Origin of the sequence: Thermoflavifilum thermophilum (assembly GCF_900116565.1) — a bacterium.
Taxonomy (GTDB): Bacteria; Bacteroidota; Bacteroidia; order Chitinophagales; family Chitinophagaceae; genus Thermoflavifilum; species Thermoflavifilum thermophilum.
The window spans coordinates 1,845,324-1,867,086 of sequence record NZ_FPCJ01000001.1; the positions used below are offsets into that span (position 1 = coordinate 1,845,324).

Consider the following 21,763-nt stretch of genomic DNA (forward strand, 5'->3'; position numbering starts at 1 on the left):
TTATAATCCCTGTTTGTACGCAGGATGTTCCCGGATGAGTTTTTGGTAATGATGTCGATAGGCACGATTCCATTTATTTCCCATGATGCTGCTTCCTATACCACTTTCCACACCTTTTACCCAGTAATTGAAAAACGATAAATGTGGATTTCTCCGGTAAAAGACCAATCCAGTGCGATGATAATTTTCAGACCGAAGTACCAGATTAGCCATAAAATTTTCTAATCCTGAATATAATTTCTTACCGGTGCTGTCTTTTTCCCGATCAAGTGAAATCTTCAGCTGATCATAATACAGGTTCATATTTCCAAGCATCATGTACACATTTCCTTTTGCCTGCATACTTGCACTGGTAATGTTGCCTGAGATTACTCGTGCATGAAACCAGGATTCCAGAATCGGATTAAAAAGGTTGAATGCAAATGGTGAAGACTGCACATGAAGCGTAAATAAATGCAAAGGAGCATATCTGCTTTCTAAATAATTCAGGCTAATAAGAGGTTGATTCATTAACCGGCCTGTGGCAAAAATCTGCAGATAAGCATTTGCTGTATCAGCTGTATGCTGGTGGATATCTGAAACCACAGGAGAAATATGCGCATCAATATCATTAAACCATATTGTACCGGGCTGGCCTGTCTGGGCAGATATTTCCGTGTAGCTGGCAAATCCCTGATGAATATTCCATTGATCAATATTCAGCTTAAAAGGCAATCTATCCGGAACTTCAGATGGCATAGGCTTGTTTTGCTGAACATCTAACGGAAACCGTTTATCCCGGTACACATATACCATCGGATGATATACATCAAATGTATCGGCAACAATTACCCGATCTCTTACCCAGGATAAAAGTTCAAAATGCTGCAGTTTCCATTGATGCGAATAAAACTGAACGTAATCTTTTTGAGTTTGCAATTGTTTGATGAAATCTTCCCTGCTTTTTACGGGATGAATATGCACGCTGTCTATTTCCAGCAATTGCCGATCAGCCTGGTAGGTGGCATTCCATCCTTGAAAAATCAATTTTGGATTCTGATATGCAATGTTGTAAAGATGCAGCTTTTGATGGGGTGATGAGGCAATTACATGATCCATAAAAGACCCAGCATGGCGATTGGAAAGATGAAATGCATATAATTTTCCTGAACTGTTCATCTGATGCATATCATCGTTGATATTCAGTTCATGAAAAGCACAAGAATCTATGAATGCCTGCCAATGATGTGTGGATGGCTGATAGGCAAAATTGGATGCCGATAGTTGCATGAGTTCTACATTTGCTTTCATTTGACGCATTGACTGAACATCAGATCTATGATATGATTGCATTTGCAAATGTTGCAAATTGGTGTACAAATGTTGCAAGCTGATTTCATTCTCAGATGAATCTCCCTTTATGCGCAGTTTGCTTATCCATCCATCTATCAGAAAGCGAATTTGCAGATTCGGTAGTCCAGCTTGAACAGAATCATATTGCATAAATGCAACCATCCCATGATGTATGTACACGCTATCCATCTGCATTGAATGGGCAGGATTTATACGGCTGCGAAGTTGAAATAAAGGATGATTTAGAGTCTGTTGCCGAACAGCAAAATCAGGTGAATCCAATTCCAAATACCTAAAATGCCTGAATAATGCTTGTACATCGCCAGTAGAATCACTTTCATATTTCCATGATACAACAGGTATATTTATTTCCAGCAGGCTATCCTGCAAGGAGCGAATGTGCATGTTGTGGATGAGTGACGCAGTATCGCGCTGCCAGTTGAAGTTCTGGAATTGGATATGCAGATTATGGGTCGTTATTTTCCCCTGGTTACCTGCAATCAAAAAGTCATGCAGGATCCATTGATGTTGATCATGGTAAAATGAATCAAGCCTGATATGTGTGCAATCAAGCAAAATCTCCCGGGATTGTGTACGATCGGCTTTTAAATGAAAAACAGTATTTTCCCCCGATAAATGTGAAATAAGAAATGAAGGAAATAAACCGGATGAAGTATCACCTGGATGTATTTGTATGTTTGCGCTCTTCCATCCGGATGAAGCAATCAGCCAATTGTGTTCTCGTGTTGCAAATGAACTGTCGTATGCGGGCGTGTCGAATGTGATGTTACATTCCTCACATGAAAACAAATCATGCGACCGTTGAATTTGAAATTCACCTGCACGGAATTGCTGATTGTCGATGGTTACGTTTTTTGCATATCCATTTGCAGCTTTTTGCATTTGATTCTGATTCAGCTTGAAATTCATCGAATCCATTTGCAAATGGACGGGTGATGATGCGGGAGGCCATAAGGTAAACGGAAAACCTATGTTGCCATTCACATGGCTCGCCTGCAGGTTGTGTGCTGGCGTGAGCCAATCAATGGTTCCATCGTGCAGGTAAATGATACGAATACCCTGCAGAAGAGAAAACGATCGGATAAATTTTTTCGGAATGAAATGCATTTGCTTACCCGCCAGGATAGCTGTTTTCCGGAAGACGTGAATTTCCGGTTGGTCAAAAACAATTTCATGTGCACCTGAGCCTTGCCTTGAAATAAGGCGATTCAGATCCAGATCGGGTATCAGTATCCTCGATGCCAGCAGATGAAACTGACTGCCTGCTTGCAGATTCTGATGATGCAGATTAGGCTGCACCAGCACCAGCGTATCCTGATGCAGGATCATTTGCTGAAGGCTAAATCTCCAGCTGCTATCTGAACTCTGAAAGGTATAATGTTGCATGTTCAGACTGGCTTGCTGGATGCTGAACGGATTTTCACTCCGTGAATCAAAAACCACTTCATGCAAATTTAACTGTTGTTTGCCCGTCTGAAAAACATATTGTGTAGATGCTGTTCCCGCATGGACTTTCACTTCAGCATCTTCAATCACAACATGATGAACAGATGCCCGATCAGCAATCCGTGATAAAACAGCTTCCAGCAGCCTGGATGTGTCTTTTATTTTCGGATGTGGACTTATATTCAGATTCACCTGCAATTCTACACGTGCATGTCGAATCATAAGAGAATCACTCTGAAATGTTTTATTGAAATACAATTCGTTGAACTGATTTTTTTTGAAATACAATTCATCAGCAGAAAAATCATAATTGGAAATCGCTTTATCTTTTGCACGGGCATAAAACGACAAGTTATGAATATGGCAGGCACTGTCTATAGTGGAAAGATAAAAATCATCGAAAGATATTTTTTCCTGCTGATGGTTCAGAAAAATTGTTTGAGATCCCAGATGAAAAATAACCTGGTTGGAAAGTAATTTTCGTTTTTGCTGTTGTTTGATAATAGCAGAATCAATCCTAAAATGCCGGATTTGCAAACCGATTTTCTGAATACGGGTGGCAGCACTGTCTGGATGATCGGGGTAAGCGGAGAAAATCAGTTCCCCCTGTGCGATATGCATTTTTTCAATCTGCAGCAGATTTAAAATCTTCTGAATCTGCAGGTAAATTTCATCCATTTGGGCTGCCAGACTCAGAGATGAGTCAGATGCTGCAAAAGCTTTCAATCCAATGTGCAGGGAAGGTGACTGGCAATATATGGAATCAATATACAAGGCGCGATTCAGGATGAGTGCAGGTATTCGTTGTATGCTCAGATATATGTAAGGAATCTGAAGGATAAACCTGGGATGGCTGTGATGCTGATCATAAGCCTTCAGGGTTACCTGTTTTAGCCGAATGACATGAAGGTTATTATCCAGATGCAGTTGCTGGATTTGCAGATCATACATGCCCTGTGTTTGGGTATTAACCAGCTGGCGGATTAGATTTTCCGCATGCTGCAGCATCCAGAAACGGATAAACAAAAATATCGCAAGCATCAGGAAAATGCCTGCTATCAGGTATGCCGTCTGCCTTTTACGCATAGGTGATGCTCATTCGAATCTCATGACAAGCGCTTCATCAGGTTATTGAACAGCCGGAATCACACGCCATTCCAATAAAGCAAGTTAAGAGATTTTTTGGGATGGAAGCATAAACGGCTTTTTTCTTATTTTACCGTCCAAAAAGAATATGATTTTCTCTCCTGCTGCCCTGCTGATTTTCATGGTGGGATATTTTGTGTTGTTGTTGCTCATTTCAAGACTTACATCGGGCAAGGCCGACAATGAAACTTTTTTCATTGCCAATCGCAACAGCCGCTGGTATCTGGTAGCATTTGGCATGATCGGCACTTCCATATCCGGCGTTACTTTTATTTCTGTGCCGGGCACTGTGAAACAGGACGCATTTTCCTATTTTCAGTTTGTGCTGGGCAATGCTGTGGGCTATGCAATTATAGCTCTTGTACTGATGCCGGTTTATTATCGCATGAAGTTAACTTCTATTTACACTTATTTGCAACATCGTTTTGGATTTTACAGTTATCAGTCCGGTGCTTTTATTTTTCTGGTTTCCCGCACCATTGGTTCAGCTTTCCGATTGTTTCTGGTAGCTATTGTGCTGCAACATTATATTTTTGATTACTGGCATATTCCTTTCTGGATTACGGTGGCTGTATCGCTGTTGCTGATCTGGACGTACACGTATAAAGGTGGATTGAAAACCATTATCTGGACAGACACGATTCAAACTTTATTTCTGGTAACGGCCGTGATATTAACCTTAATCCTTATCAGTCATCGAATGCAGATGGGTTTGGATGAAATGATTAACGCCATTGCACAGAGCCACTATAGCAAGATATTTTGGTGGGATGATTTTTTATCTGATAAACGACATTTTATCAAATATTTTCTGGGCGGTGTAGCCGTTTCAGTGGCTATGACCGGGCTGGATCAGGATTTGATGCAGAAAAATCTTAGCTGCCGCAATCTCAGGGAAGCACAGAAAAACATGTTTTCTTTTACCGGTGTGTTTGTGGTCATCAATTTATTTTTCCTCAGCTTAGGAGCCTTGCTTTACCTGTATGCATCTGCCAATCATATTGCCTTACCGCAACGCGCCGATTATTTGTTTCCGGAAATTGCCTTTCATTATCTGGGTGGTTGGGCCGCTATTGTGTTTATTTTGGGATTGACTGCAGCTACGTTTGCTACGACTGATTCGGCCATGACGGCACTCACTACTTCGTTTTGTGTGGATTTTTTGCGTTTCACGGATCGGCCATCTGATGCACAAAAACGACGGCAGATCCGCATCCGCCAGCTTGTGCATCTGGCATTTTCGCTGGTGTTTTTGCTGGTGGTTTTGTTTTTCAAATATGCAGTTAGTGAATCGGTGGTAAAAGCTGTATTTACCGTAGCCGGATATACCTATGGACCTTTGCTGGGATTGTTTTTCTTCGGTATTTGCACACGTCGGCAGGTGCGCGATAAATGGGTGCCGTGGATTTGTGTTTTGTCGCCATTGCTGTGCGCTTTGCTTGACTTGCGGAGCGTGCAATGGCTGGGGGGGTATCGCTTTGGCTTTGAGCTGCTCATCGTAAACGGAATCCTTACTTTTGCAGGGTTATGGATGATATCACAAAAACCTGTCTGCCCGCAAGGCACGCAGGAAGTTCAGGCAGTGGCCGTGCACAACAAACGAGATTAACTTCCGTTTTGTATGTAAGAAGGATGTACAAGTATGAATGAATTTCTGAAAAAAATTAAAATCCGCGACTGGGGCGAAACACGGGCACATTCCAGCTGGCAGATTTTTAAGATCATGGCCGAATTCGTGGAAGGGTTTGAAACCCTCAACCGCATTGGCCCTTGCATTTCCATTTTCGGATCGGCCCGCACGCGCCCGGGAGATAAGTATTATGAACTGGCTGTGCGAATCGCCAAAAGGCTTGCCGAAGAAGGTTTTGGCATTATCACGGGCGGAGGTCCCGGCGCCATGGAAGCCGCCAACAAAGGCGCTCATCTGGCAGGCGGTAAATCAGTGGGATTGAACATCGACCTGCCGCATGAACAGGAACCCAATCCTTATGTAGATAAAGATAAACTGCTGAAATTTGATTATTTCTTTGTGCGCAAGGTGATGTTTGTGAAATATGCCCAGGGATTTGTGATGATGCCGGGTGGCTTTGGCACGATGGATGAATGTTTTGAAGTGCTCACCCTGATGCAGACGCGCAAAATTACGCCCGTGCCTGTGGTGCTGGTGGGGCATGAATACTGGGATGGCTTATTGCAATGGATGAAACACACCATGTGTGAACAATATCATCATATTCAACCCGAGGATTTGCAGATGTGGCGCGTGTTTGACCATGAAGACGAAGTAGCCGATTATTTCATTCAATACTACGCAGAACATCGCCTGACACCTAATTTTTAAGTGATGGAATTATTTGTCGGTGGACTGGAAGCTTATGCAGCCCGATATACTTCGCCCGAATCGGCTTTACTGCAGGAGATTGCGGCTTATACGCAAGCACACACATCCCGCCCGGGCATGATGAGCGGCCATGTGCAGGGAATGTTTTTACAGATGATAAGCCACATGATTCAGCCCCAATATGTGCTGGAAATCGGCACTTTTACAGGATATTCAGCTGTTTGTCTTGCCGCTGGTTTGCAACCTGGAGGTTATGTGATCACCATTGACCGCGATGAAAAACTGCATCAACAGTTTAAAGAACGCCTCGATAAGGCCGGCCTGTCAGACAAGATTTTGTTGAAAACGGGTAACGCCCTCGATATCATTCCCACCCTTACAGAAACATTTGATTTAGTGTTCATAGATGCCGATAAAGAAAATTATATCCGCTACTATGAACTGGTGATGGATCGGGTGAGGCAAGGTGGATTTATGCTGGCCGATAATGTATTGTTTCATGGCGAAGTTTTGCTTCCTGAAGACCAGCAAAGCAAAGCGGCACAAGCCATTCAGCGGTTTAATGCACATGTGGCGCAGGATACACGCGTGGAGCATGTGTTGCTGACAGTACGCGACGGATTGATGTTGATCCGAAAAAAAGCAGGCTGATATGCATCAGGGTAAACGAAATGCTGTATGGATTTGCTGTTTGTTATGTTGCATCTGGCCTGTGCTTGTAAGCGCACAAGCAAGTTTCACTACACAACAATACATTGAGCAATATAAAAACCTGGCCATCGCAGAGATGCTGCGCACCGGCGTGCCCGCCTCCATCTCCCTGGCACAGGCTATTGTGGAAAGCCAATCGGGCAACGGCTGGCTGGCGCGCAATGCCAACAATCATTTTGGTATCAAGTGCAAGAATTGGACGGGAGCTACCATTACCTACAATGATGATCAACCCAATGAGTGCTTCCGCAAATATGCCACGGCGGCTGATTCCTGGCGCGATCACAGCGATTTTCTCCGGCAAAATGCACGGTATGCATTTTTGTTTCAATATCCACCCACCGATTATCAGCACTGGGCTTACGGCCTCAAACAGGCCGGCTATGCCACCAATCCGGCTTATGCACAGATGCTTATCAAAGTGATAGAAGATTATCATTTGCAGCAATACACGCTGGAAGCGCTTGCTTTGCAAAAAGGGCAGGATACCAGCGGTATGGCTGCCGCCTGGGCTGCAAATTATCCATCTGCCACCGTGCAGAATCCGTCTTCCGGAAGTTATCCCAGCGGCGTTTTCACCATCAATCACCGCAAGGTCATTTATGTTCCCGCCGGCACATCCCTGCTTACGCTTGCACATCAGTATGGCATCAAGTTGCGCAGGTTGCTGCAAGATAATGATCTCACCAGCGATGCATCGCCCGCACAGCCCATGCTCATTTTTCTGCAAACCAAAAAGAAAACGGGTGCCCATCTGAGCCATACCGTGCAGCCCGGTGAAACCATGTACAGCATTGCCCAGCAGGAGGGCATCCGGTTGAAATGGCTCTATAAGCGCAACCGCATGCAACCCGGCGATGAACCAGCTGTGGGTGAAACCCTCGTGTTGCGTGGTGAGGCATCCCATCCGCCACGCCTGGCCCAAGCATCGCATCACAACCGAACCGGGTTGCTGTCGGCGCTCACCGGCGTTTCCAACGAGGATACTGCCAACTCGGCCTCAAGCGTTACATCCACCTCTGGTGGTAAACAGGCCGATCAAACAGCCACCCAAACCGATACAGCAGGTGTCACTCAGATTTCCGAACCACCATCTTCTTCCGATCGGGTGCCCAATCCCTGGAAACAACCCGCACAGGCTCAGCCGGTACCCACCCGTTCCGCTTCCCATCCGCAACGCATCTATCATACCGTAGTAGCTGGCGATACCCTTTACAGCCTGGCCAGGAAATACCGCGTTACGGTACAGCAGCTGAAACAATGGAATCATCTTTCAGGAGACGCTATCCGCACGGGTCAGCAGCTGGTTATTTATTCACCTGCTCAATAAATGTTTCTATATGCATTCCATTCAGGTACACGACAAAATCTTTGTTCCTTATCTTTCGCAGCAGCAGATTCAGCAACGCATTGCGGAAATGGCGCAGCGGCTCAATCAGGATCTGGCTCATGAACGCCCTTTGTTTCTGGCCATTCTGAACGGTGCTTTCATGTTTGCTGCTGATCTGTTCCGGCAGCTCACCATCGAAGCCGAAATCTCGTTCATCAAGCTGGTCTCTTACAAAGGCACACGTTCTACGGGGCATGTGATTACCTCCATCGGGCTCGATGAAGATTTGTATAATCGCACGGTAGTGATTCTCGAAGATATTGTAGATACCGGTAAAACGCTGCATGAGTTTTTGCCGCAGATTCATCATCAGCATCCGCGAAAATTATTGATTACGGCATTGTTGTCGAAGCCCGACGCCCGCGAATTTCCGGTGACTATTGATTATCTGGGTTTTTCCGTGCCCAATCGTTTTTTATTGGGTTATGGATTGGACTATGATGGCCTTGGCCGCAACCTACCCGAAATTTATCAACTAAAAGAGTGAAAAAATATTTTGGTTGACATGAGCAAGATAGCTTTAGATGTGGTACTTCGGAGATTGAGTGATATCCAATTCTCCATGCTAATTCCCCCAGCCAGATTCAGCAAATAGATAAAAATTTTTTCACGTATGACATTTGATTTTATATTATCTTTAAGCAGAAATTATCTGATTTCCTAACTGTTTGGATGGTTAGGATGATGCGAGTTGACCACCTATGAGAAACCGACGGATATCCTGCAGCGTGTTACCCGTACTGTCTGCCTACATGTGGATAGCAGTTTTTGTTTTGGATATCCGGCATTCCTCAGCTCAGATCAACGCTGCTTTTCAGGCTGATACCACGCAGGGTTGCGCGCCCGTCATCGTGCATTTCATCGATCAATCAACCGGCAATATTGTTTCTCGTTACTGGGATTTTGGCAATGGCAATCATATCCGCTACGACAGCGCGGTGAATCCCAGCGCCAGTTATATCAATCCCGGATATTACAACGTTTCGCTTACCGTTACCGATGCAGCTGGCCACAGTTCCACCCAGACGTTGCAGGTGGCTGTGTTTGGCTCGCCCCGCGTGCTGTTTTCGCCCGATTCGGCTACGGGTTGTTATCCGGTGACGGTGCATTTTACCGACCGGTCGTTGCCTGGCTCGGGGAGCATCACCAGCCGGCTCTGGGATTTTGGGGATGGACACACGTCAACCGATGCCAACCCGATATATACCTATTCCAGTCCGGGGAAATACAGCGTGCAGTTGATGGTAACGAATTCTTATGGATGTACGGCAGTATCAGATACGCCAGGTGTGGTGGTGGTTCCCCGGCCGGTGGTGGCGGGGTTTTCGGCAGACACTGTGTTGTCGTGCACGGCTCCTCTCACGGTGCATTTTACCAACACCAGCTCCGGATCAGGCCTTTTGCAATATCATTGGGATTTTGGGGATGGTGCAGTGTCTACCGAAGCCCAACCCGTGCATACCTACACACAAAGCGGAAAATTTACCGTGAGTCTCATAGCGAGCGACAGCATGGGCTGTGCCGATACTTTGGTCAGGCCGCAGTGGATACAGGTGGGCGAGGTACCACCCGTGGTGCTGCAGATACCGGAAACGATATGCGCCCAGCAAACGGCCTTGTTTTCCAATCAAAGCCAACCCACGCCCCGGCAAAGCCAGTGGTTGTTCAGCGATGGAAGCACCTACACCGGATTGCAGGTAAGCAAGTCGTTTTTTTCACCCGGCACTTATTTCGTTCGGGTCATCAACACCTATGCCAGTGGCTGTTCCGATACCTTATCGCATTCTTTTGAGGTAGCCCCTCAGCCTATGGCCGATTTTTCGGCTTCACCGCAATATGGCTGTGCGGTTCCTTTTTCCGTACAGTTTACCAACACAAGCAAAGGAGCAGTAAGCTATCGGTGGGATTTTGGTGATGGCACTACCGATACCACTGCCTCGCCTACGCATGTGTACAAGGCTTATGGCCGTTACACGGTGAAACTGGTTGCAACCAACGCGGCCGGATGTAGCGATTCGGTTGTGAAACCAGGCTATGTGCAGGTGCAGGCCCCCACGGCTCGGTTGTATGCCAGCGTGGATCATGGCTGTGTACCGCTTCCGGTTGATTTTTATGCGAGCATACAAACTCTCGACAGCGTGGTGCTTGCAGTCTGGGATTTTGGCGATGGCACTACCGATACGGGATTTTCCGCAAGTCATATCTACACAGCAGAGGGCATTTACACAGTAAAATTCACCATCACCACAAGCCAGGGTTGCACGCAAACTTTTCAATATCCTACTGCGATTCGGGCAGGATCGCCTCCGGTCGTGAATTTCTCCGCTAATCCCACCGAAGCCTGTGCGGGAACGACCATTCATTTTACTGATCTATCTGACAAAGGCGAACAATGGCTCTGGTTGTTTGGTGATGGGGGAACCTCAACGCTGCAAAACCCTGCCCATGTGTATGGCGACACGGGCTATTTCAACGTGAGTCTCATTGTGACTCATCTGGGCTGTACCGATACGCTCACCCGACCGCGATACATCCATATTCGCCCGCCCATCGCCGCTTTTGCTATTCGGAGAACTTGCAGCGCTCCTTACACGATTCAGTTTCTGGATCGTTCCATAGGAGCCATCCATTATCAGTGGGATTTTGGCGATACGGCCTCAGGTACAAAAAACTACGATACAGTTCCCAATCCCATTCATGTGTATTCCACCACAGGCACATTCACCGCTACCCTCACGGTGAGTAACGATACCTGCAGCTACACCACGAGTCAGACATTTCAGATCATAGATGAACATCCCCAACTTTCCGTGAGCGATACGCTGTTGTGTCGCAACAGCCCGGTTACCCTGCAGGCTATCAATGTTCATCCCTCTCTGATCAAGTCATACCAATGGATTTACCAGGGGCCGGTATCCGGCAGCCAGACCACCACCGTACCGCAGATACAGTTTAATTTCAACCAGCCGGGGATATACTCGTTTACCCTGATTACAACCGATTTAAACAATTGCCAGGATACGGTCCGGAGAGACAGTGTGTTGCAGGTCATTGGGCCAACGGCCAGTTTTTCGGTGGGCACGCAGGGCTGTGCGCAGATAGCTTTGCCTTTCCAGGATCTCTCAAAACCCAATGGGAGCGGGCTGGCATCCTGGATCTGGGACTTTGGTGACGGCGTGAAAGACACCCTGCTGGCAAGCGACAGTGTGCGAAACGGCAATATCCAACATGTCTATCAACGATCCGGGACCTATGCCATTACCTTGATCGTGACTGACAGCAATGGTTGCTCGCAACAAATCACGGGGCCGGTGGGAGGATTGCATATCACGCAGGTCAATGCTGGCTTTTATTCGCCCGATACCTTCTCCTGCCCGGGCAAACCCATACAGTTTGTCAACCAATCAACAGGCAGTCCTACCCGGGTGAGATGGACGTTCGGAGACGGACAAACATCTGCCCAGCTTAATCCTACGCATATCTACGACACCGACGGGGTGTATGATATAGGCTTATTCGTGGCCAATGCATCTGGCTGCACGGATAGCCTGCTTCGCCCGCAGTATATTCATATTGCCACGCCGCATGCAGCTTTCTCCATCAGCAATCTGCCCGATAGTGGCGGAGTGAAATGTCCGCCTTTTGTGGCACAGTTTCAGAATCATTCTGTAAACTATCGGGCGGTGAAATGGGATTTTGGCGATGGGGCTACCTCTTCATTGACCAATCCTACGCATATTTACAACTATCCGGGAAATTACACCATAACTCTGGTAGTTACCAGTGCCGGAGGGTGTACCGACACGGCCAGGATGAGCTTTGTGATTCACGGCCCCGTGGCGCAGATCATGCATCAGCCCATGGCGGGTTGTGGATTGCCGGTAACCATTCAGTTTAAAGCCACGGGCAAAAATGCGATTTCTTACCAGTGGGATTTTGGCGATGGGGTGGTGTCGCTTCCCAGTACGGATACCATTGTATCGCATACCTACACCCAGCGGGGCAATTATAAACCCGTGCTGATCGTACGCGATTCCTCCGGTTGCAGTGTTTCCTTCCGGAACGACGATTCGCTGATCATTGACCAGCTTGCTGCCGGATTCACCATGCAGCCGCATGTTGTTTGCGATTCCGGTGTGGTGGAGGTAGCCGATACTTCGCATAGTTTTGCTGCCGACACCTTAGGCCTGCCCAATCAGGTGTTCTGGGATTTTGGCGATCCCACTTCCAACCGGGATACTTCCACGCAGCGGCAAGCCAGCTATCATTACCGTGCGCCGGGCGATTATGTGATCCGGCTCACTGTAACGACCTATTTTGGTTGTACCCAGACCGTTACCGACACCGTGCATGTGGTGGGCACTACACACGTGGGCATCTTAGGGCCCGATAGCGCCTGCTTTGGCATGCCCCTGCGATTTTCATCGCAGGTATTAAACAGCTATAAACCCATTGTATCGTGGTATTGGGATTTCGGAAATGGTATGGTCGATACCACAAGCGCTCCACCGTCACAATCCTATCCTTCTGCTGGCCGTTTTCAGGTAAAACTCATAGCCACCAATACCGATGGTTGCCGGGATACAGCCAGGCATGCGGTCAGCATTTTCCCCTTGCCGGTGCCTGCGGCAGGAGCGCTGGATTCGGTGATTTGTCTGGGTAAAAGTACCCGTTTACATGCACAAGATGGTGTGCAATACCACTGGTGGCCGGGTATTGGGTTAAATGATACTACCATTGCCGATCCGGTGGCTTCGCCTACCAATGATATGCTTTATCATGTGCAGGTTACCAACAGTCATGGTTGTACACAGGTTGATTCTGTGCCGGTGAGGGTTTCGCAGCCCTTTGCCATGCGGGTAGGAGTGGATACCACCATTTGTGCGGGCGAAAGCGTTCAGCTTTTTGCAAGGGGAGGAGCAGCCTCTTATCGGTGGACGCCACCCACTTTTCTGGATCATGCAGAATCAGCTAACCCGGTCTGTCGGCCCGATTCTTCGATTACCTATCGTATTGTAGGATATGGACAGGATGCCTGTTTTACCGATACGGGCTATGTGCACATACATGTGATACCCCTGCCCCAGTTGCATGCCACACCCGATCAAACCCTGGTGGTGGGCTCGCAAGTACAACTGCAAGCGAATGGCAGTCCTGATGTGGTCAGCTACCAATGGTCGCCGCCCGACTGGCTGAGCTGTACTGACTGTGCTAACCCCATTGCCACGCCGCGTGGGAATATAACCTATCGTGTAGTGGCCGCCAATGCATTGGGTTGCATTGCCATTGCCACGACTCGCATCAAACTTATCTGTTCATCGGGTGTGGTTTTCATTCCCAATACCTTCAGCCCGAATGGCGACCAGCAAAATGATGTTTTCTACCCGCGCGGCAAGGGTATTCAGATCGTGCGTTATTTCCGCATCTTCAACCGCTGGGGGCAGCTGATGTTTGAACGCGACAATTTTCCGATTGATGATAAAAGTTTTGGGTGGGATGGAACGTTTAAAGGAGCGGCCTTGCCACCGGATGTGTATGTATATGTGACCGAAATGGTATGCGACAATGGCGAGGTATTTCAACTGAAAGGCAATGTAACCCTGTTAAGATAACCGTTTAACCTGTTTTAAACCATGTCCTATGAAACAATTTTACACTGCGGCAGCGGGCCTGCTTTGTATTTGCGGGCTTGGTACATTGGCCGGATATGCACAGGATATTCATCTGTCGCAGTTTTATGAAGCACCCTTGCTTCAGAATCCGGCACTGGCAGGCATTTTTACGGGCGATTGCCGGGTGCAGGCCGTATATCGCAACCAGTGGGGCAGCGTAACAGTTCCCTATCAGACCGGCGCCCTCAGCGGTGAAGCCCGCTTCCCGGTCAAAAATTCTTCGGATTTTATCACCATTGCCTTGCAGTTTACCTACGATGAAGCAGGCACATCCAACCTTCATGCTTCTGAAATCATGCCCTGTGTGAATTATCACAAGTCATTGAGTGAAGATCATAACCTGTATCTTTCCCTGGGCGTGATGGGCGGATGGGTTGACCGACAACTGGATCCCAGTAAACTTACCTTCGATAATCAGTACAACCCCAACTATGGTTTTGATCCCAACAACCCGAGCGGTGAAAATATGTCGGTTTATGGTTATCATTACCTGGATGGAGCTGTGGGTATGAGCCTTAGCACATCGCTCGGCGAAAACACACATATGTTCATTGGATCTTCTTATTATCACCTGAACAAGCCCAAAGTTTCCTTTTATAACAACAGCGAAGTTTTGCTGCAGCCCAAATGGCAATACCACGCCGGCATCTCATCTACTGTTGGCGACCAGTACTATCTGATCGGGCAGTTTAACCAGCTTGTGCAGGGCACCTATTCCGAAACCATGATAGGAGGTCTGGCAGGGGTGGCACTTTTGAAACAAGGGCTGCAAAGCAATATGGCATTGTATCTTGGCGGCTTTCTGAGATGGAAGGATGCATTGATCCCGGTGGTAAAACTCGACATGGGTAATTATAACCTGGGACTGAGTTATGATATCAATATATCAAAACTGGCCACAGCCAGTCATACAGTAGGTGGATTTGAAATTTCACTTTCTTGGAAAGGATTTTTCACCAACCAGAACAGTTCCTTGAACAAAGTAAAATGCCCCAGGTTCTGAAGATTTCATCGGAGTAAACTTTTCCGGTAAATGGTAAGTCAAACCGTTATCCGAAAGCACATAAAAACAAGGATTTTAAGCAAATTTTATTACAAGTAATGTTGATTTTTTCTCTGAAAAAATGTAAGTTTGACCTATGATGAAAAAATTTACACTGATTTTTTTACTTATCCTTTGTAAAACCACCTTCAGCTTTGCTCAGGCCTACGGAGATGGGAACGGGAAAATCCTGAAACTTTATCCCAATCCGGCCACTACCCAGATCAATCTTGAACTTCAATCCCATGGTGACCAGGCCTATGAAGTGGTCATCTATAATTTTCTGGGAAAAAAGTTTGATGATTTCAAACTCACTGGCCGCCAGACACTGAGCCTTTCCCGCTATTACAGCGGTATTTATATTTACCAGCTGCTCGACATGCAGGGCAATGTGGTGGAGACTGGCAAGTTTAACGTGATCAAATAGCAAAGGGTTTACAAAGGCTTATTGTACCTGAACAATGAGAAATTTCAGGTAGGCCGTGCTTTCAATGGTCCACACAATCGGATGATCGGGTGGTTGGGTGTGAAACAGCACTTGCCTGATCTGTCGTTTGGCATCGGCAGCAGCCTGCCTGATGATTTGCAGAAACAGATCGGCGGGTATCAGATTGGTGCATGAAGAAGTAATGAGAAATCCACCGGGACGAATCATTTTCAATGCCCGTAGATTAATTTCCTTGTATCCGGTAATGGCGCTTTGAATTTGTTGCCGGCTTTTGGCAAAGGCAGGAGGATCGAGCATTACCACGTCGTAACTGCGTTTTTCGGCAGCCCATTGTTTCAATACATCAAAAGCATTGGCTTCCACAAAGCTGCAGGAGGTGGCAACACCATTCAGTGCAGCATTCTGCCGGGCCAACTGCAGGGCATCGGCTGAGGCATCAATGGCTGTGACATGTCTGGCTCCAAAGGCTGCCGCGTGGCAGGTGAAACTGCCGGTATAACAAAAGGCTTCCAGTATTTCTGCATCTTTCACAAAAGGAGCTATGGCCTGGCGGTTCATGTGTTGATCCAGGAAATATCCTGTTTTTTGACCATTGGCCACATCTACCCAAAACGATAATCCGTTTTCCCGGATCTGAAAAGTGGTGGGGAAGGGTTGGGATAAGAATCCTTTCACTTGAGGCAGGCCCTCCAGCTCACGTACAGGGGCATCGTTGCGCTCGTAAATACCAGCAGGATGGAGGATATCCTGAATAGCAGCTACGATAGCGGATTTCCAGCGATCCATCCCCAGTGCCAATGTTTGGATGACTACGATATCACCAAACTTATCCACAATCAATCCAGGCAATTGATCGGCTTCAGCAAATACCAGCCGGCAGTTGTCTGTATACCCGATGCGTTTTCGGTAATCCCAGCATTGCCGGATGCGCTGAAAGAAAAAATCTTCATCCACGGTTTCCGGTTTTAGGGTGAGCAGCCTCACCCGGATCTGGGATTGGGGATTCCAGTATCCACGACCGCAGAATTTTTGTGCAGAACTGAAAACATCTACGATGGCACCCGGTCCCTCCGACACCTGTTCACTGGCTATTTCGCCCGCAAAAATCCAGGGATGGCCTGCCAGGAGCCTTTTTTCTGCCTGTTTTTTCAGAATAATTTTTCCTGCCATGATTGCTGATGCTTTCCAGACATTCAAATATCTGAGATTTCATGCGATATGCAAGGCAAAAGGCAGCAAATGCATAAACATCGTGCCAATTTGTCCTGCTGCAGCCATTGGCAATATAATTGACTGACGTAACTTTGCATTTTGCTTTTAAAATCACGACAGATATGGATGAAAAAGAACTTCAGCATAACGGTATGTCGCAACCGCAAACCCAATCTGATAACCCCGCATTGCCTCCGGAAGAAGCCCAGCAGGCTGAATTGAATATTGATGAAAATGTGGGGGGCACCACCCATCTGTCGGATGAGATGGAAGAACCTTCTGTGGTGGAAAAGCTTGAAAATGAGCTGGCCGAATGTAAAGACAAATACCTTCGCCTGATAGCTGAATTTGATAATTACAAAAAACGCACGGCTAAGGAACGGATGGAGCTGATGCAGACGGCGGGTCGGGAAATTATCGTTTCGTTGCTGGATGTACTCGATGATTTTGATCGGGCCATTCAGCAGCTCGACCAGGCAAAAGATATAACAGCGCTGAAGGAAGGCATCCATTTGATTTACAATAAATTTAAGTCTATCCTGCAGTCCAAAGGGCTAAAAGAGATGGAAACCCTTCACGCGCATTTTGATCCAGAATTGCATGAAGCTATTTCTGAAGTACCTGCACCGGATGAAAATCTGAAAGGTAAGGTGTTGGATTATGTCCAGAAGGGATATTGGTTAAACGATAAAATCATCCGGCACGCCAAGGTGGTGGTAGGTAAATAACCATTATGTAACCAAGCGGCAGGTATATCGTTATTTTAATTTACGCGTCCCATGTCGAAGCGCGATTACTATGAAGTTTTAGGAGTTTCGCGAAATGCTACGCAGGATGAAATCAAAAAGGCTTATCGGAAGATAGCCCTGCAATATCATCCTGATCGGAATCCGGGCAACAAGGAAGCCGAAGAAAAATTTAAGGAAGCCGCTGAAGCTTATGAGGTGCTGAGCGATCCGGAAAAGCGGGCTCAGTATGACCGCTTCGGGCATGCTGGCATGCGGGGCGGTTTTTCGGGTGGAGGCATGCGCATGGAAGATATCTTCAGCCAGTTTAGTGATATTTTTGGCGACGATATCTTCGGCAGCTTTTTTGGCGGAAGCACCCGTACGCGTTCCTCTTCCCATCGGCAAACAGGAACCCGCGGCTCCAATCTTCGTATCAAGGTGCGTCTTACCTATGAAGAAATGGCCAACGGGGTGCAAAAGAAAATCAAGGTCAAAAAATATGTGCCCTGTGACGTGTGTGGGGGCTCCGGTGCAAAAGACAAGGGCTCGTTTCAGACCTGTTCCACCTGCGGAGGTTCAGGCCAGGTGAGAAGAGTTACGCAAACTTTCCTGGGCCAGATGCAAACGGTGATGACCTGCCCCACCTGCAATGGTGAAGGCACCGTGATCACCTCCCGATGCAGCAATTGCAAAGGCACCGGTCGTGTGTACGGAGAGGAAACCATTTATGTGGATATTCCCGCAGGTGTACAGGAAGGCATGCAGCTCAGCATGAGCGGTAAAGGCAACGCGGGTGAACATGGCGGGCTGGCTGGCGACCTGCTCATCGTAGTGGAAGAAGAACCGCATCCCTATCTGCACCGCGAGGGTCTGAATGTGGCCTACGACCTGTATATTTCCTTCCCCGAAGCTGTTTTTGGCACCACCGTGGAAGTTCCAACCATCGATGGCAAAGCCAAAATCAAAATCCCGCCCGGCACCCAGAGTGGGAAAATCTTCCGCCTCAAGGGCAAGGGGTTCCCTTCGCTGAATTCCTATGAGCGGGGCGATGAGCTGATTCATGTCAATATCTGGGTGCCTCAGCATTTGAGTCCGGAAGAAAAGGAGATGCTCGAAAAAATGCAACATTCACCCAACTTCCAGCCCCAGCCCGATAAATCGGAAAAAAGCTTTTTTGAGCGCATCAAGGATATTTTTGGCTGAAAGAGCTTCGGTTCACCCTAACCTCTGATATCCGTGATTCAGGCAAGTGTTCAAGGGCCAGCTGTTTTTTAGCTCCATCCAATCCATGGCATAAAGTCGGTAAAACCAAAAGCACTGTACATGAGATGGAATAAAAAGGCCACTCATCCGTTCGGTGGTGAGTGGCTTTCGTGTCTCAAAATACGAATGGGGTGCTATCAGTAGCGATAATAATCCGGTTTGTATGGTCCTTCTTTCGGTATGCCCAGATAAGCGGCCTGTGCATCGGTAAGCTCATCGAGTTCTACGCCAATTTTCTTCAGATGCAGACGGGCCACTTTTTCGTCCAGATGCTTGGGCAGTACATATACTTTGTTTTCATACCGGTCGTGATGTTGCCAGAGCTCAATCTGAGCCAACACCTGGTTGGTAAAGGAATTACTCATCACGAAAGAAGGATGTCCGGTAGCGCATCCTAAATTTACCAGCCGTCCTTCAGCCAGTACGATGATATCTTTTCCATCGATCGTGTATTTATCTACCTGGGGCTTGATCTGCACCTTGGTATGGCCGTAATGTGCATTCAGCCAGGCCATATCAATTTCAATATCGAAATGACCGATGTTGCAGACGATAGCCTTGTCTTTCATAAGCCGGAAATGCTGCTCGGTAATAATATCGCGGCAGCCGGTAGCGGTTACAATGATGTCGGCCTCTTTTACGGCATCGATCATCTTTTTCACTTCATATCCTTCCATAGCGGCCTGTAAAGCGCAGATGGGATCGATTTCTGTAACAATGACCCGCGCGCCAGCTCCGCGGAGCGATTGGGCGGATCCTTTCCCCACATCTCCATAACCTGCTACCACGGCTACTTTTCCGGCAATCATGATATCCGTAGCCCGACGAATGGCATCAACCAGGCTTTCCCGGCAACCATATTTATTATCGAACTTGGATTTGGTTACCGAATCGTTTACATTGATAGCGGGAATAGGCAATTTCCCTTTGGCCATGCGTTCATACAGGCGATGCACGCCGGTGGTGGTTTCTTCGGTAATGCCTTTCACATGCTGCACCAACTCAGGATAGCGATCGAGCACCATATTGGTTAGGTCGCCTCCGTCGTCTAAAATCATATTCAGTGGGCGGTCGAAGCTGCCGAAGAAAAGGGTTTGTTCAATACACCAGTCAAATTCTTCCTGCGTCATGCCTTTCCAGGCAAATACGGGAATCCCTTTGGCCGCAATGGCAGCTGCGGCATGATCCTGTGTGGAGAAAATATTGCAGGAGCTCCAACGCACTTCAGCCCCTAACTCAATCAGCGTTTCAATCAATACGGCCGTTTGGATGGTCATGTGGAGGCAGCCGGCAATGCGTGCTCCCTTCAAAGGTTTGCTCGGACCATATTCTTCCCTGAGTGCCATCAGGCCGGGCATTTCTGCTTCGGCCAGTTCAATTTCCTTGCGGCCCCATTCGGCCAGCTGAATATCTTTTACCTTGTAAGGTAAACTCAGGTCAATCCTTGCATGTGAGATCGTGGACATAATTGTTGTGTGTTTAAATTCAGAAATCGTTTGCCAAAATTACAATTATGAAGCTATTTTCAGGCATTTTGTTCGGGAAGGATTCAGGGAAGGCCGTGGTTTTCAGGATTTTTCAGGTAAAACAAAACCTGCCGGACCATGTACCGGCAGGCGTGGGTGCGGCAGAGGAGATTCGAACTCCCATGCCCTTGCGGGCGCTACCACCTCAAAGTAGTGCGTCTACCAGTTCCGCCACCGCCGCATTTGGGAGAGCAAAGATAAGAAAAAGCCTTTGAGTTTGAATTGGGATTATTTGTATAGCACAATGCGAAACGTACTGCCCTTGCCGGGTTCGGACGACTTCAGCTGCAGCCTGCCCTTGTGGTAAGTTTCCACAATGCGCTTGGCTAGGGAAAGACCCAATCCCCAGCCCCTTTTTTTGGTTGTAAAGCCCGGCTTGAAAATTTTATTCCACAAGTGTTTGGGAATGCCTTTACCGGAATCACTGATATCAATCCACCATTGGGTGGGCTGGTCGTACATGTCAATTTCGATGCTTCCCTGGCCTTCGGTAGCGTCCAGTGCATTCTTCAGTAGGTTTTCAATGACCCAGCTGAAGAGGGTAGGTGATACCAGGGCTATCATTTCCGCATCGCCATGGGTACGGAGGGCAAACTGTACTTTTTGGGAAGCTCGTTTCCGGACGTACAGCATCACGTTGTTTACCAGCCCCACCAGATCTGTTTCTTCAAACTCCGGTGCACTACCTATTTTGGAAAAACGTTCGGCAATCAGGTTCAGGCGCTCCACATCTTTCTGGATTTCTGTTGCCAGGGAGGGCATTTGAGCCGGGTTTTCTTTCAGCATTTCCACCCAAGCCTGAAGTGAAGAAAGCGGTGTGCCCAGCTGATGGGCTGTTTCCCTGGCCAATCCCACCCAGAGTTGATTCTGGCTGGAACGGTTGCTGCTGCTGACCGCCATAAATACGATGATAAGAAACAGGGCAATAACCGTAAGCTGCACATAGGGATAGTAGCGAATCTGCTTCAGCAGGATGGAATCTCCGTAATAAAAATAGTTCACAGCTTCTGGATGCTGTGGATCATAATGCTCGAGGATGGGCGGATGCTGGGATTTGAATAGCTTTAATTGCCGGGCCAGATAGTGAGGATCACGGGCAATCTTGGCAGAATCCAGATTTCGCGAATCGATGATCTGGCCTTTGTTATTCACTGCAATGACGGGAATGGTCGTGTTGTTGGCAATGATTTTGAATTCCAGGTTCAGATTATCATTGGATGAAGCTTTTTGCAATTGCTGATAGGCCTCCACCCATTCTTCCATGCGGCGTTTTTCCTCGGCCTGCATTTGTTTCACCAGGCTGTTTACATATACCACGGTAGTGGCAATGATCAGGCAGGCCAGAAGCAGCAACACATTTCGCCAGCTGAACAAATAGCGCATATTCCAAAATATCCAAAAATAACAAGTTTTCTTCCCTGAAAGACAGGAGATAATAGACTTTAAATTTCCGGCTTCGAATCAGAGAATCTCTATTTTTGCTGC

General features: G+C 47.4%; 14 protein-coding genes and 1 tRNA gene. 10 read left to right on the forward strand and 5 right to left on the reverse strand.

Annotated elements, in window-relative coordinates; all coding sequences use genetic code 11:
- Positions 1-3,885 carry a hypothetical protein gene (locus BM367_RS07820; protein WP_143103985.1) on the reverse strand — a complete coding sequence of 1,295 codons (3,885 nt, stop codon included), beginning with the start codon at positions 3,883-3,885 and terminating at the stop codon, positions 1-3.
- A 148-nt stretch (positions 3,886-4,033) separates the two neighbouring features.
- Between BM367_RS07820 and BM367_RS07825 the strand changes: the two genes are divergently transcribed.
- From BM367_RS07825 to BM367_RS07860, 8 genes are all read left to right on the forward strand, one after another.
- On the forward strand, positions 4,034-5,554 hold the full coding sequence (locus BM367_RS07825; RefSeq protein WP_092459569.1) for a sodium:solute symporter: 1,521 nt from the start codon (positions 4,034-4,036) through the stop codon (positions 5,552-5,554).
- Between the two features lie 33 nt (positions 5,555-5,587).
- Positions 5,588-6,286 (forward strand): LOG family protein, encoded by a 699-nt coding sequence (locus BM367_RS07830; RefSeq protein ID WP_092459571.1) that lies wholly within the window; start codon positions 5,588-5,590, stop codon positions 6,284-6,286.
- Between the two features lie 3 nt (positions 6,287-6,289).
- Positions 6,290-6,937: an O-methyltransferase gene (locus BM367_RS07835; protein WP_092459573.1), complete on the forward strand. Its 648-nt coding sequence runs from the start codon at positions 6,290-6,292 to the stop codon at positions 6,935-6,937.
- A gap of 1 nt (position 6,938) precedes the next feature.
- Positions 6,939-8,327 carry a glucosaminidase domain-containing protein gene (locus BM367_RS07840; RefSeq protein ID WP_092459575.1) on the forward strand — a complete coding sequence of 463 codons (1,389 nt, stop codon included), beginning with the start codon at positions 6,939-6,941 and terminating at the stop codon, positions 8,325-8,327.
- A 10-nt stretch (positions 8,328-8,337) separates the two neighbouring features.
- Positions 8,338-8,874, forward strand: a complete 537-nt coding sequence (gene hpt / locus BM367_RS07845) for a hypoxanthine phosphoribosyltransferase (protein WP_092459577.1) — start codon at positions 8,338-8,340, stop codon at positions 8,872-8,874.
- 241 nt (positions 8,875-9,115) lie between these two features.
- Positions 9,116-13,999: a PKD domain-containing protein gene (locus tag BM367_RS07850; RefSeq protein WP_177224158.1), complete on the forward strand. Its 4,884-nt coding sequence runs from the start codon at positions 9,116-9,118 to the stop codon at positions 13,997-13,999.
- Positions 14,000-14,027: 28 nt separating this feature from the next.
- Positions 14,028-15,062, forward strand: a complete 1,035-nt coding sequence (locus BM367_RS07855) for a PorP/SprF family type IX secretion system membrane protein (RefSeq protein WP_092459581.1) — start codon at positions 14,028-14,030, stop codon at positions 15,060-15,062.
- A 136-nt stretch (positions 15,063-15,198) separates the two neighbouring features.
- Positions 15,199-15,528: a T9SS type A sorting domain-containing protein gene (locus BM367_RS07860; protein WP_092459583.1), complete on the forward strand. Its 330-nt coding sequence runs from the start codon at positions 15,199-15,201 to the stop codon at positions 15,526-15,528.
- Between the two features lie 18 nt (positions 15,529-15,546).
- Here BM367_RS07860 and BM367_RS07865 read toward each other — a convergent pair whose 3' ends face one another.
- Complete coding sequence (locus BM367_RS07865; protein WP_092459585.1) at positions 15,547-16,719, reverse strand: class I SAM-dependent rRNA methyltransferase; 1,173 nt, start codon at positions 16,717-16,719, stop codon at positions 15,547-15,549.
- Between the two features lie 164 nt (positions 16,720-16,883).
- Between BM367_RS07865 and BM367_RS07870 the strand changes: the two genes are divergently transcribed.
- Together BM367_RS07870 and dnaJ are read left to right on the forward strand one after the other, a co-directional pair.
- The gene (locus BM367_RS07870; protein WP_245759934.1) at positions 16,884-17,489 is read left to right on the forward strand and encodes a nucleotide exchange factor GrpE; all 606 of its coding nucleotides are present in this window, start codon (positions 16,884-16,886) and stop codon (positions 17,487-17,489) included.
- 51 nt (positions 17,490-17,540) lie between these two features.
- Positions 17,541-18,692, forward strand: a complete 1,152-nt coding sequence (gene dnaJ, locus BM367_RS07875; RefSeq protein WP_092459587.1) for a molecular chaperone DnaJ — start codon at positions 17,541-17,543, stop codon at positions 18,690-18,692.
- 197 nt (positions 18,693-18,889) lie between these two features.
- Here the strand turns inward: dnaJ and ahcY are convergent, their stop codons facing one another.
- The 3 genes from ahcY to BM367_RS07890 form a co-directional block, all read right to left on the reverse strand.
- Positions 18,890-20,218 carry an adenosylhomocysteinase gene (gene ahcY / locus BM367_RS07880; protein ID WP_092459589.1) on the reverse strand — a complete coding sequence of 443 codons (1,329 nt, stop codon included), beginning with the start codon at positions 20,216-20,218 and terminating at the stop codon, positions 18,890-18,892.
- A gap of 157 nt (positions 20,219-20,375) precedes the next feature.
- A tRNA-Leu gene (locus BM367_RS07885) sits at positions 20,376-20,459 on the reverse strand.
- A gap of 47 nt (positions 20,460-20,506) precedes the next feature.
- A complete protein-coding gene (locus BM367_RS07890; protein ID WP_092459591.1) occupies positions 20,507-21,661 on the reverse strand; it encodes a sensor histidine kinase in 1,155 nt (384 codons plus the stop codon).
- Positions 21,662-21,763 lie beyond the last annotated feature (102 nt).

Bases quoted from the DNA above. Each gene is read 5' to 3' on its own strand.
- BM367_RS07820 (WP_143103985.1), bottom strand. From the start codon at position 3,885: ATGCGTAAAAGGCAGACGGCATACCTGATAGCAGGCATTTTCCTGATG.
- BM367_RS07825 (WP_092459569.1), top strand. From the start codon at position 4,034: ATGATTTTCTCTCCTGCTGCCCTGCTGATTTTCATGGTGGGATATTTT.
- BM367_RS07830 (WP_092459571.1), top strand. From the start codon at position 5,588: ATGAATGAATTTCTGAAAAAAATTAAAATCCGCGACTGGGGCGAAACA.
- BM367_RS07835 (WP_092459573.1), top strand. From the start codon at position 6,290: ATGGAATTATTTGTCGGTGGACTGGAAGCTTATGCAGCCCGATATACT.
- BM367_RS07840 (WP_092459575.1), top strand. From the start codon at position 6,939: ATGCATCAGGGTAAACGAAATGCTGTATGGATTTGCTGTTTGTTATGT.
- hpt (WP_092459577.1), top strand. From the start codon at position 8,338: ATGCATTCCATTCAGGTACACGACAAAATCTTTGTTCCTTATCTTTCG.
- BM367_RS07855 (WP_092459581.1), top strand. From the start codon at position 14,028: ATGAAACAATTTTACACTGCGGCAGCGGGCCTGCTTTGTATTTGCGGG.
- BM367_RS07860 (WP_092459583.1), top strand. From the start codon at position 15,199: ATGATGAAAAAATTTACACTGATTTTTTTACTTATCCTTTGTAAAACC.
- BM367_RS07865 (WP_092459585.1), bottom strand. From the start codon at position 16,719: ATGGCAGGAAAAATTATTCTGAAAAAACAGGCAGAAAAAAGGCTCCTG.
- BM367_RS07870 (WP_245759934.1), top strand. From the start codon at position 16,884: ATGGATGAAAAAGAACTTCAGCATAACGGTATGTCGCAACCGCAAACC.
- dnaJ (WP_092459587.1), top strand. From the start codon at position 17,541: ATGTCGAAGCGCGATTACTATGAAGTTTTAGGAGTTTCGCGAAATGCT.
- ahcY (WP_092459589.1), bottom strand. From the start codon at position 20,218: ATGTCCACGATCTCACATGCAAGGATTGACCTGAGTTTACCTTACAAG.
- BM367_RS07890 (WP_092459591.1), bottom strand. From the start codon at position 21,661: ATGCGCTATTTGTTCAGCTGGCGAAATGTGTTGCTGCTTCTGGCCTGC.